We start from the raw sequence: 12,027 nt of genomic DNA on the forward strand, positions 1-12,027 counted from the left end.
GCTAAAGGGAGGAAAAATGACTCAGGTAAAAAAGTGATGACCCTGCAGGAACAACTGCGGGCCGACCTGATTGAAATGTATCTGGCAGGCGACGTCACAGCGGCAGAAGCTGCGCAGTCCATGGAAGTCTCTACCCGACAGTGCCGGCGTCTGGTCAGCCGCTACCGCGAATCCGGCCGGAAAGGCGTGATAAATCTTCGCCGGGGAAAACCCAGCAACTATCAGCTTAACGAAGAGCTGAAATCTCAGGTGGTGAAGCTTATTCGTACCCGCTGCCGGGGTATGAGCCCTACCGTTGCATGGCGCTTACTTAACGCAGGATTCGGGCTGAGCATATCAAAAGAGACCGTCAGGAAGCTGATGATTGCCGAGAATACGTGGGTAGCACATCCAAGAAATAAACTCTGACCAGCCAGACTCTGCCCACATCACAGATGACACTTTAACTTAGCCACGAAGACGACATCTTAATAATGGATAGACAAACATTCTGTGTGTGAGGATTATCTTTGACGGACGCCACCTTAAAATCCGTTTGAGTGAATGGTGTAAGCCTAAGGATTTCTGGACATGTCTGGCATAGGCTCACGAAATGAATCTGACCTGCACCTCGCGTTCGAATATCCTGACTTTTGCATTAATAATGTTTATAACTGATTGATTTTAGACTGACGATAGCGCTCACGTTATCGATACCTTATAGGCTTAGGTTTCGCTCACGCTGTAGCGCCCCTGCGTGCGCATAAGGTGCTGGCAGTACCTAAAAGGTTCAGTTTTATCCAGCGCCAGCTCAGCCTGATAGCTCCAGTGCGGTTTTTTCAGGTGCGCACACCCTACCATCACCAGATCCAACTGCCCTTTCTCAATGGTTTTATTAGCAGCGGCGGGTGCATCAATTCCCCATGCAGAGGTGACGGGGATGTTGGCTCCTCAGCGGACATGTTGGGCAATCGGCGCCAGGAGTGAGGTTCCCTATGGAATATTGGCGTTCGAGGTTGAGAAGCCCATGCTGACGCTCAACAGGTCAAGGCCATTGTCGCGCCACTGCTTGGTCAGCGTGATCGCTTCCTCTAACGTCTCTTCATCACGACCGTCAAATTCCAACACACCAAAGCGCGCGGTCAGCGGCAGATTCTCCGGCAATAATTCTCGCACGGCATCGAAGGTTTTACGCAGGAAACGACTTCGTCCGGCAGCATCACCACCGTATTCATCAGTTCGTTGATTGGCGTGCACAGAGAAGAAACTTTGCGCCAGATAACCATGAGCAAAGTGCAGCTCAAGGCATTCAAAACCGGCATCTCGGGCGCGCAGTGCTGCACGAACGAAATCTTCACGCACGCGTTTAAATGCGTCTCAGCGTTTACCATCCGAATATTGTTACCATCAGAGTCTATAACGCAGATACTTTTTTCTTCTGAGAAGCATCAAGTACAACGAAGGTTTTCATGGCAATCACCTCGTTTATTACAGAATGGGATCGTATTAAGATTACAGCATGAGATTAACGCAAAGACCTTCACGCCGCAGAAGCTGCCAGATACGCCGATAATCAAAGCTGCGACGTTCAAGTGCCAGCTCTGTAATGCGAGGAGAAAGCTGCGCGTCAGCAACCGAACGCTGAGCCGAATAACGGCAGGTCGACAGGGACAAACCTGTCAGCCTGCAGGCACGACGTTGCGACAGACCTGCGGCCTCACACATGACTTCCACGGCTTCCCGCTTCTGGTCTGTCGTCAGAACTTTCGACCAAGAGCTACCTGAAGCGCCTACTTATCCAGCATGGCTTCAGCGAGCAGCTTCTTGAGGCGGGCGTTCTCCTCTTCAAGCGATTTGAGCCACTTCACTTTGGGAACTTCCATACCGCCAAACTTCTTGCGCAAGGTGTAAAAGGTAGTGTCGTAAATAGCATGCTTGCGACAGAGTTCCCGGGCCGAAACCCCGGCTTAGGCCTTGCGGAGAATACTGATGATCTGTTCGTCGGAAAATAGTTTCTTCATGGGGATGTCCTCATGTGACTAATGAAGACATTACTAACATCGCGGTGTATTAATCAACGGGGAGCAGGTCACTGGGGTATAAACCTAAGACTAAATTGCATTTCCAACAAAAGGAGATTGGTCAATCTCCTTCTCCCCAGTCGCTAAATTAATTTTCTAAACACTTTGCACACTACCATCCTCCCTGATGAACAGGGTGCTTTGCTATTACTTCAAGTCCATTGATTTTGCAAGAATCGATAGTGCCTGTTTAAACTGTGCATCAGGAATGGTCAAAGGATACAGGAAGCGAATTACATTGCCGTACGTTCCGCAAATCAGTAATAACAGCCCTTCATCCAGCGCTTTTTTCTGCACCTTACGGGTAATTTCTGGAGAAGGTTTGCCGGTTTCAGGATCATTAAATTCTACGGCTACCATTGAGCCCTTAGCGCGTACATCAGCAATTGCCGGACAGCCACTTCTTATCTGAGTTAAAAAATCAACCAACTCGTCACCCAAATGCTGCGAGCGCTCACACAGTTGCTCTTCCTCAATAACATTGATAACAGCATGTGCAGCCGCTACCGAGAGAGGATTTCCTGCGTATGTACCGCCCAGACCGCCAGCAGCCGGTGCATCCATGACTTCAGCTCTTCCTGCCACGGCGGACAAAGGCATTCCCCCTGCCAGGCTCTTTGCCATCGTGATTAAATCAACTTTGACTTCAGGGTAGTGCTCCATAGCGAACATTTTACCGGTGCGGGCAAATCCTGCCTGAACCTCATCCGCTATCATCAGGATTCCATGTTGATCACAAAGCGCCCTCAGAGCCTGCATAAAATCAGCCGGCGCGCTATTGAAGCCCCCTTCCCCTTGAACGGGCTCAAGGATAATGGCTGCAACCTGTTTAGGGTCGATATCCGCTTTGAACAAATACTCAAGGCTTTTCATTGCATCTTCAGTTGAGACTCCCTGAAGTGCATCTGGGTAGCGCGCATGGAAAATTGAACCCGGGAAAGGACCAAAACCTAATTTGTAGGGGGCCACTTTGCCAGTTAAAGCCATGGTCATGTAGGTTCGGCCATGGAAACCACCACCAAAAGCAATAATCCCAGGGCGTCCGGTGTACGCGCGGGCAATTTTGACAGCATTCTCAACAGCTTCGGCACCTGTGGTGAATAATGTCGTTTTTGCAGGCCCCTTAACCGGTACCATCGCGTTAATACGCTCAGCAAGGGATACATAGCTTTCATAAGGGACAATCTGATAGGCCGTATGGGTAAAGCTCTTCAGTTGCGCTTCAATGGCAGCGATAATTTTCGGATGTCTATGTCCAGTATTCAGTACTGCGATTCCGGCAGCGAAATCAATGTACTCGTTGCCTTCAATATCCCATAAAGTTGCATTCTCAGCGCGCTCAGCATAAAAATCACACATCACGCCAACCCCGCGTGGTGTGGCGGCTATGCGTCGGTTATTCAGTTCTGCATTTCTCATTGTGCCCCCAGTTATCCTCAGTCGTGCCACGTATAAAATGCTTTTATCGCGTACACAATAGTGGTTATATAGCCTTAAATTGGTTCCATATTCGAGAGCCAGTTCATAATATTTTAGGGGGCCAATTGAAATCACTTTACGGAGACTTGCTGCTTCACAGGCTCAATGAGCAGCCCTCAGGAAAGCTGTATACGCGGCTCTATGATGCTATCCGGGGCAGCATTGTCGACGGGAGCTTAACGACACAAACGCGCTTGCCCGCATCCCGGGATTTAGCGCAGGAGTTGCAGCTTTCTCGAAATACCGTCCTTAAAGTGTATGAACAGTTAATCGCAGAAGGCTATATCGTATCCAAAGTGGGTAGTGGTACCTTCGTAAATGAGATAGTTCCTGACATTTTGCTTTCTGAAGAGATGTTACCTTCGGTTAATGCAATAAAACACAGCGCCACGGATATCTCGTTGCGTGGCCTCACGCTGCTGCAGCACGCTAGCGCAAGCCCAAAGCAGTGGGGAGCTTTCATGCCTGGCATTCCTGATGTGTCTGCCTTCCCTCACAAATTATTTAACAAGTATCTTGCGCGCATAAACCGTTCGCCCTCTCCGCAACACTTAACCTACAACAACCACAGTGGGGGCAGCGCTGAGCTAAGAAATGCGCTGGTGGATTATTTACGCATAGCGCGATCGGTACACTGCTCTGCAGATCAGGTTCTCATTACCGAAGGTATTCATCAGGCACTGGACCTGGTCACCCGCATGCTATGCAACCCAGGGGATTATGCATGGATAGAAGAGCCCGGATACTGGGGGATACGCAACATTCTGCGCATGAATGAAATCAATATATGCCCCATCACCGTTGATGAGGCCGGTATGGTACCGCCAGACGATTTGTCCACAATTCCTCCTCGCCTGATCTTTGTAACACCCTCACATCAGTATCCTCTCGGTTCGATTATGAGTCAGGCCCGACGCCAGCAGTTACTGGCAATTGCACATAAAACCGGGGGCTGGATAATTGAGGACGACTATGACAGCGAGTTTCGTTTTGCCGGCCAACCTATTCCCTCCCTCCAGGGCCTTGAAGATGCTGCACCCGTAATTTACATCGGTACTTTCAGCAAAACGTTATATCCGGGTTTGAGATTAGGATATGTGGTGCTGCCGCAACCACTTGTAGTACCGCTTAAAACTGCTCATGCTGAACTTTACCGAGCAGGCCACATTGTGACCCAAACCGCACTGGCACAGTTTATTCAGGATGGTCATTTCAGTGCACACATCCGCCGGATGCGCCTTCTTTATGCCAAACGCAGGCAGTTCCTGACCGCTCTCATAAACGAAAATCTTGGCAGAGACGCACTGCACAGTTTTAACAGCAATGCAGGATTGCATGTCATTTTGAACCTTCCTACGGGCGTGGATGATGTCACCTTGGCTGAGGCAGCCAATACACGCGGTGTATTAGTCCGCCCCCTTTCACGCTACTTCATGGGGGCAGGTAAGCTGCATGGCCTTCTCATGGGATTTGCGTCGGTTCCAGAACCTGAAATAGAAGCAGCCTTTGAGGTTCTGCTGGACTGTATGCGTCAACAGAACTGGCGCCCCCGAGCATTGAAGGAGAGAAAGCAAAACCATGTCTCAAATACATGATCGCCTTGACTGGAACTTACTCCGCACATTTCTTGCGATTGTGCAGGAAGGCAGTATCAGCCGCGCGGCACTTCGCCTGCATTTGACGCAGCCTGCAGTCAGTCTTGCGTTAAAAAGGCTCGAAGAGCGGCTGGGTGAGAGCCTGATAACCCGCAACGGAACTAACTTTATTCTCACTCCCGCTGGTGATCTTGTTTATCAAGAGTCGTTGGTAATTTATGGCAGCATTGCCCGACTCTCTCTGGCGGTCCAGGACATCCCGCAGGATTTAAGCGGTGTTGTCAGGCTTGCGCTGGTCTCAGGCGTCAATAGTGAGATTCTGGATGACGCACTATGCGAGTTTCATCTGCGATATCCCCGAGTAAACTTTGAAATCACCACTGGGTCCAGTACAGAAGTGCAGCAATCACTGCTGCATTATCAGGCAGCACTTGCTATCTCTCTGAAGCAAAAAAATGTATCTGGTCTGAGCAGCGCCCCTCTTTTGCACCAAAAATACTATCTTTACTGTGGACGTAGCCATCATCTGTTCGGCAAGGGCGATTTAACCGTAGATGATTTGCACCATGAACAGTTCGTCTCATTCGCCAGTGAACAACTGGATGGTGTCTTGGCACCTTTGACATTATTCCGCGCCCAGCAAGCCTTGGATGGTCCAACAACAGCTACTAGCTCAAGTTTGCATGAGGTTAAACGTATGATCCGCTGTGGCTTTGGGATTGGAGCATTGCCAGAACATGTTGTTTCAGATGAAACTGCGGCAGGCTATTTATGGAAATTACCTCCGTATGATGGAATCGCGCGCATAACGCTTCATCTGATGTGGAATGAATCGCTGAAGATAAATAAAGCTGAAGAGGCGTTTCTAAACCACCTCAAAGAAGCACTATTTCTGGCAGGCTACTGAGAGCCTGCCGCGATCTGGCACCCTATTGGGCTCATTGCTGTTTAACCTCTGCAATACAGTCGATTTCAAGAGATACCCCCCAGAGTGACACACAAACTGTTGTACGTGCAGGGGGGGCATGTCCAAGTACTTCACGATATACCCGATTGAAAGGTTCCAGCTGTTCTGGATTGGTCAGGTAGCCATTAACTTTTATGACGTGATTAAAGTCTGAACCAGCTGCTATCAGATTAGCCTCAAGATTCGACAAGGCCTGTCGGACCTGGTCCTCAAAACTCTCAGGTTGATTTCCCTGAGCATCAACAGGTATTTGCCCTGCGGTGAACACAAGATTACCGCTGACCACGGCCTGAGAATAGGGCCCGACCGGAGAAGGTGAGTCTGTGCCTGCGGCAATACGCTTCATTATATTTTCCTCGAATTACTCAAAATATTATAAATAAAACGCGCTTCAGACAATTTTTTCTGAAACGCATTCCCTGGCAACTTATTTTTCTGACTGACTTAAATTGCGCTTAAATGTTTCGGTGAGCAGTAACAGTGCGATAAGAGATATTAACGCAGATCCCATCATGTACCAGGCAACGGATGATCCCTTACCGGTATAAGACAGCAATGCGGTAGTCACAATCGGTGTTGTCGCACTGCCAAGTAAACCAGACAGCATATAAGAGACAGATAAGCCCGAGTAACGAACACGCGTGCCAAACAACTCAGCCAGGAAGGTTGCAATAGGGCCGTAATTGGCTGCGAATGCCGTCATTAACAAACCATATCCAAGGAATACCAACGGCAATGACTTCGTGTCCATCAACCAGAACATTGGGAATGCGACCACAGCTTCAGCAATAATTCCGGCGATAATGACTGGTTTACGACCAAAGCGATCAGATAAGACACCAAAAGCAGGCAGCAGAACGATACAAAGCGCGCAGGAGGCAAGCACTACAGACAACATGATTGATCGACTAAATCCAAGCGTTTGTGTGCCATACGTCAGACCGAAGGCTACTATAATGTTGAAAGAGGAACCGGTCGACATAGTGGCAATGCCGCCCAACAGAACCTGTTTCCAGTGTTTACGTGCAATCTCAAGCAGCGGCACTTTGACTTCAGATTCACGTTCTTTAGTCTGTTGAAAGACGGGTGTTTCATGAATATTAAGGCGAATATAGAGGCCAATTGCGATAAGTAGGGCACTTGCCAGGAAAGGTATGCGCCATCCCCAACTGATTAAATCTTCCTGAGGTAAAAAAGCGGCTATCGCGAGAAATGCCAGATTGGCCAGTAGGGTTCCCACAGGTACTCCAATCTGAACCCATGAGCCATAGAGGCCGCGTTTGTTCTTGGGTGCATGTTCCACCGCCATCAATACAGCACCACCCCACTCCCCACCCAACGCAAGCCCTTGGATCAAGCGAAGTGTCAGAAGTGATACCGGGGCCCATATACCAATAGATGCATAATCAGGAAGGAGACCAATGCAGAAAGTCGAGATCCCCATAGCCAATAATGAAATCAACAACATCGACTTACGACCCAGTTTGTCACCAAAATGACCAAACAGAGCAGCACCAATGATACGAGCACCATAAGCTGAGGCAAACGTCCCAAAAGCTAAAAGTGTACCAATCAGTGCATCAAATGATGGAAAGAATATTTTATTGAACACCAGTGCCGAAGCCGTAGCGAAAATAAACAAATCATACCATTCAACAGTTGTACCAATAACACTGGCAATAGCAATTTTACGCATATTAACTTCGGGTAATGCGGCAGGCATTGTCGCTTCAATATTTACTGAACTCGTCATACTTTGCGTCTCCAAAATGTTGAGCTAAGCGATTATGATAATAATTGTGAGTATTTAGAGGCGGTATATCTCTGACAGACTTTCTCCCTGCTGTAATCTTTTAATTATCAGCGGCTCCTGCAGCTGTATTTGCAAAGCTTGCATCAAATATTTATTCAACTCTTGCAGTGATAGCGCTAGAACACCGTTTTCATCTGCTAAAACAATATCGCCTGGGTTAACGTTAACACCGCCGCAAATGACGGGAATATTCACGGCGCCCCCCGTCTTACCTTGCTTGGTCGTGACAGGAGACCTGCCTTTACACCACACAGGAAAGCCAGAATCACTGATTGCCGATATATCAGTGATAAAGCCATCAATCACCACACCCACTATCCCAACCTGTTGTGCAGCTGCCGTCATCACTGCTCCCCAACAGGCATGCCGGTCATCCTGAATCCTTTCAATTACCAACACATCGCCAGCACAAGCATGATCAAGTGCAATTGGAAGGCTGAAACCATCATCTTTTGGAAGTGAAACTGTTACCGCTGGCCCACAAATACGAATCCCGGGTAAAATGCATTGAATCTGAGGTTCCATAAAACCATAGTTAATTAAGTGCCCGATAGTAGCTGTCTCAATCTGTACCAACTGGCTAATTAATTCATCACGGATGTTGTTTAACGACATGTATTTTTCTCTTCTAATGCACGTTCTCTTATTTCGTTGAGTAATATTCCTGGAGCTATTCCATTACTGTCATACCGCAATTCAATAATGGCTGGACGTTTATTCTGAAGAGCATAAAGCAGCGCCTCTCGAAATACAGATTCAAATTCTTCCGATTGCTCAACAACTTTGCCAAACCCCTCATAGGCTTCAGCAAGGCGAGCGAACTGAGGATTGATGAAGGTTAAAGCGGTCTCTCGCCCCGGGAAATCGCGTTCTTGATGGGCACGAATCGTGCCCCACATACCGTTGTTAAATACCAATACCACGATGCCAACCTGATACTGCAACGCAACGCCTAGCTCTTGCATATTCATCTGGAAACATCCATCGCCGGCAAAACAAACTGATGGTGAATCAGGATTTTGCAGTTTGTAGGAAACAGCGGCAGGTAGGCCGTAACCCATTGACCCTACGGTGGGCGCCAGAGAACTTCCTAAACCATTAAATGCAATGTAACGATGAGGATATAAAGCGTAGTTCCCTGCTCCGACTGTAATGCACCCTTTTCCATCCAGCACTTTACCGACGGTATGCGCGATATAATCCAGACTCAGTGAACCTGGCGCTGGCAACGGTTTAAGCGTTTCTTTCCATGCCTCACGGGCCTTGAACCTTAAATCTGACCAGATGGGTTTTCTGGTCGGCTTTAGTCCTTCAAGAGAACCAGCAAAGCCATTGACGCTTGCATTAATCGCTAAAACTGGGCGATAAACGCGCCCCAGCTCTTCAGGATCGGGATAGACGTGCACCAGTTCCTGATGAGGATTAGGTGACTTTATCCAGCTATATCCCTCGCTGGTGGCTTCGCCGATACGGGTCCCCAACGCAATGATCAGATCACTTTCAACGAGCTGTTTGCGTAGCGCATCATGCATCGCAAATCCAACATGCCCTACGAACTGTTCATCTCTCTGGTCATAGCACTCAAGTCTCCGCCACGCTACGCCAACAGGTAAATCGAAGCGTTGAGCAAATCCCTGAACCTGCATCTGAGCCTCTAATGTCCAGCCACTTCCACCAACCAACAGGAAAGGACGCTCGGCTTTATCAAGCAGACATGCCAGTTCTGACATTTGTTTTTTGCCAGGCCAGGCTTCTAATTTCGGCCTCGATTTGACAATTTCAGCATCTGACTCGCCCCAAAGCACATCTTCTGGCAGGGCAAGAACAACTGGGCCTGGACGTCCACTTGTGGCAATTGCATAAGCCCGCGCTACGTATTCAGGGATGCGATCGGTCCGGTCAATCTGCGCAACCCATTTAGCCATTTGTCCAAACATACGGCGGTAGTCGATTTCCTGAAACGCTTCACGTTCAATAAAGTCATTACCTACCTGCCCCACGAAAAGAATCATGGGAGTCGAGTCCTGAAACGCTGTATGGACTCCTATTGAAGCATTCGTAGCACCCGGTCCGCGAGTAACCATGCAAATGCCGGGTTCACCCGTCATTTTTCCATAAGCCTCAGCCATGTAAGCTGCACCGCTTTCCTGACGACACACAATGGATTGAATCTGATCGCTATGGTCATTAAATGCATCAATGCATGGCAGGAAGCTTTCTCCAGGAACCAAAAATATGCGCTTTGCGCCTTGTTCTCGTAATTGCTCTAAAACAATCTTCCCACCATTACGTGAAAACTCAGATTTAATTTTCATTTACACTCCAATTATTTAGTAGGGTAATCGTCGAAAGATTAAAAATACCATATTAATTAAACATAAAAATGAGCGTCTATTTTTCTTTTATTTAACAACACCCATATATTTCCAACACAGATTCAATCCACAAGGATAAATAGTCAATTTTAACAATTTAATAGAGACTATAACTCTCATTAATGGGCTGGCGGCATTAATAAATCACCATGAGAGGGCGTTAATTTAATAAAATCACCACTTCAGTGCAGCGAACGCACCAATTAAGACCATGGACTAAGTTGCCTGCACTGAGGATTTCATTAAAATTGCAGCCTGTGTATTAAAATCAATCATGCCTTTATCAAAAAACACATCAAACAATTACAGGAAAATCGCAGGGCGATTTATGGGGAGGATGTAACAATTAGAATGGGTAATGTCGAATTTGAAAACACTCGTCCGTTTAATACCTTGATTTAAACAGCACTGTAAGGATTGAATTAATTGCCTGGGAACTTACCATTCCCAGGCAATTAATTAACTATTCGCGCGAGAGATGACAGAATTTAACAACACGTTTGCACCTTGCTCGGCATGAACCTGTTCAATACTTTCTGCTTCGTTGTGACTGATCCCTCCAGCACAAGGAATAAAGATCATCGTGGTAGGACAATGCTTTGCAATATGAATGGCGTCATGTCCGGCCCCACTGATCATCTTTTGATGCGGGTAATTTAGTGCTGCAACCGCGCGCGAAACCAGATTTACACAGGTTTCATCGAAAGGCGTTGCTGGACTTAACCAGTGTTCAGTAATGGCTACCTTGATGCTTCGTGTTGAAGCAACTGCCCTCATGCTTTCACAGCATGCCTGATAAAACTGTTCCAACTTAGAATCATCAGGATGACGCAGGTCAAGACTAAACGTTACCTCACCAGGAATGGTGTTGCGTGAAGAAGCCTCAATGGACAATTCACCAATGGTCAGCAAGCCTTCTGGCGCAAATGATGCCGCCACGGTTTCCAGCCCACTCGCCATTGCGGCCACCGCCAGAAAAGCATCGTGACGATTTTTCATCGGCGTTGTGCCGGCATGAGCCGAATGGCCCGTCACATGAATATCAAGCCAACGAATGGCCTGCCCACCTGTAACCACGCCGATATTGAGATGACACTCCTCTAGAACCGGCCCCTGCTCGATATGAGCTTCAAAATAAGCATTAAATTCACGGGCCAGTGGTTGACTGCCTGCCCATTTCTCTGTTTCAAGTGCGATCTTAACGCTCTTGCCCTCACCATCGGTACGCTGAAGAGCATCTTCCAATGGCATTACTCCCGTAAATACAGCGGAACCCATCATTGCCGGTGTGAACCTGGCCCCCTCCTCATTGGTCCAGACGGCGATTTCAATACTGTGCTCTGGCGTGATACCTTGGTCTTTCAATGTCCGAATCACTTCAAGTGCTGCCAGAACGCCATATACACCGTCAAACTTTCCCCCTTTGGGTTGAGTGTCCAAGTGACTGCCCATGACAACGGGTGGCAATTGAGGTTGGGTACCTTCCAGTCGGCAATAAAGATTACCGATGGCATCGGTGCTGACTGTCATACCCAGTTTTTTACAGTCATTGATGAATTTAACTCTCCCTGCACTGTCCTCTGGCGAAAGTGCCAGCCGGCTATTACCCCCTTTAGGAGTCGCGCCAATCGCAGCCATTTCCATCAAATTTTCCCACAATCGTGCGCCGTTCACATAATAAAGAGGAGACTGATTTTCTGTAATGCTCTGTGGGTTTAGCTCTGTGCTCATTTCATAT

9 protein-coding genes and 2 pseudogenes are annotated in these 12,027 nt (G+C 47.9%); 3 read left to right on the forward strand and 8 right to left on the reverse strand.

The features are described from left to right. The first annotated feature begins 36 nt into the window (after positions 1-36). Positions 37-408 carry a helix-turn-helix domain-containing protein gene (locus ACXIZX_RS00535; RefSeq protein WP_479403409.1) on the forward strand — a complete coding sequence of 124 codons (372 nt, stop codon included), beginning with the start codon at positions 37-39 and terminating at the stop codon, positions 406-408. A 289-nt stretch (positions 409-697) separates the two neighbouring features. Here ACXIZX_RS00535 and ACXIZX_RS00540 read toward each other — a convergent pair. The 3 genes and pseudogenes from ACXIZX_RS00540 to ACXIZX_RS00550 form a co-directional block, all read right to left on the reverse strand. After that, positions 698-1,344 (reverse strand): annotated as a pseudogene (locus tag ACXIZX_RS00540) (oxidoreductase); the annotation flags it as partial. Between the two features lie 159 nt (positions 1,345-1,503). Further along, a pseudogene (locus ACXIZX_RS00545) lies at positions 1,504-2,000 on the reverse strand (transposase); the annotation flags it as partial. Positions 2,001-2,207: 207 nt separating this feature from the next. Next, complete coding sequence (locus ACXIZX_RS00550; protein ID WP_479403410.1) at positions 2,208-3,479, reverse strand: 4-aminobutyrate--2-oxoglutarate transaminase; 1,272 nt, start codon at positions 3,477-3,479, stop codon at positions 2,208-2,210. A 125-nt stretch (positions 3,480-3,604) separates the two neighbouring features. Between ACXIZX_RS00550 and pdxR the strand changes: the two genes are divergently transcribed. Both pdxR and ACXIZX_RS00560 read left to right on the forward strand, forming a co-directional pair. Beyond that, a complete protein-coding gene (gene pdxR, locus ACXIZX_RS00555) occupies positions 3,605-5,134 on the forward strand; it encodes a MocR-like pyridoxine biosynthesis transcription factor PdxR (RefSeq protein ID WP_479403411.1) in 1,530 nt (509 codons plus the stop codon). Next, on the forward strand, positions 5,118-6,041 hold the full coding sequence (locus tag ACXIZX_RS00560; RefSeq protein WP_479403412.1) for a LysR family transcriptional regulator: 924 nt from the start codon (positions 5,118-5,120) through the stop codon (positions 6,039-6,041). Before pdxR ends, ACXIZX_RS00560 begins: the two co-directional genes overlap by 17 nt. A 31-nt stretch (positions 6,042-6,072) precedes the next feature. Here the strand turns inward: ACXIZX_RS00560 and ACXIZX_RS00565 are convergent, their stop codons facing one another. From ACXIZX_RS00565 to ACXIZX_RS00585, 5 genes are all read right to left on the reverse strand, one after another. Beyond that, positions 6,073-6,447 (reverse strand): RidA family protein, encoded by a 375-nt coding sequence (locus ACXIZX_RS00565; RefSeq protein WP_479403413.1) that lies wholly within the window; start codon positions 6,445-6,447, stop codon positions 6,073-6,075. A gap of 81 nt (positions 6,448-6,528) precedes the next feature. Further along, positions 6,529-7,854: an MFS transporter gene (locus tag ACXIZX_RS00570; protein ID WP_479403414.1), complete on the reverse strand. Its 1,326-nt coding sequence runs from the start codon at positions 7,852-7,854 to the stop codon at positions 6,529-6,531. Between the two features lie 54 nt (positions 7,855-7,908). Beyond that, positions 7,909-8,529 (reverse strand): RraA family protein, encoded by a 621-nt coding sequence (locus ACXIZX_RS00575; protein ID WP_479403415.1) that lies wholly within the window; start codon positions 8,527-8,529, stop codon positions 7,909-7,911. Continuing rightward, a complete protein-coding gene (locus ACXIZX_RS00580) occupies positions 8,520-10,229 on the reverse strand; it encodes a thiamine pyrophosphate-binding protein (RefSeq protein ID WP_479403416.1) in 1,710 nt (569 codons plus the stop codon). The genes ACXIZX_RS00575 and ACXIZX_RS00580 overlap by 10 nt, the downstream gene beginning before the upstream one ends. Before the next feature lie 519 nt (positions 10,230-10,748). Continuing rightward, positions 10,749-12,020: a Zn-dependent hydrolase gene (locus ACXIZX_RS00585; protein ID WP_479403417.1), complete on the reverse strand. Its 1,272-nt coding sequence runs from the start codon at positions 12,018-12,020 to the stop codon at positions 10,749-10,751. Positions 12,021-12,027 lie beyond the last annotated feature (7 nt).

The sequence above is a fragment of the Candidatus Pantoea symbiotica genome (genome assembly GCF_056491525.1).

Coding starts and splice junctions, on each gene's coding strand:
- ACXIZX_RS00585 (WP_479403417.1), bottom strand. CDS start 12,020: ATGAGCACAGAGCTAAACCCACAGAGCATTACAGAAAATCAGTCTCCT.
- ACXIZX_RS00580 (WP_479403416.1), bottom strand. CDS start 10,229: ATGAAAATTAAATCTGAGTTTTCACGTAATGGTGGGAAGATTGTTTTA.
- ACXIZX_RS00550 (WP_479403410.1), bottom strand. CDS start 3,479: ATGAGAAATGCAGAACTGAATAACCGACGCATAGCCGCCACACCACGC.
- ACXIZX_RS00560 (WP_479403412.1), top strand. CDS start 5,118: ATGTCTCAAATACATGATCGCCTTGACTGGAACTTACTCCGCACATTT.
- ACXIZX_RS00535 (WP_479403409.1), top strand. CDS start 37: ATGACCCTGCAGGAACAACTGCGGGCCGACCTGATTGAAATGTATCTG.
- ACXIZX_RS00570 (WP_479403414.1), bottom strand. CDS start 7,854: ATGACGAGTTCAGTAAATATTGAAGCGACAATGCCTGCCGCATTACCC.
- ACXIZX_RS00575 (WP_479403415.1), bottom strand. CDS start 8,529: ATGTCGTTAAACAACATCCGTGATGAATTAATTAGCCAGTTGGTACAG.
- ACXIZX_RS00565 (WP_479403413.1), bottom strand. CDS start 6,447: ATGAAGCGTATTGCCGCAGGCACAGACTCACCTTCTCCGGTCGGGCCC.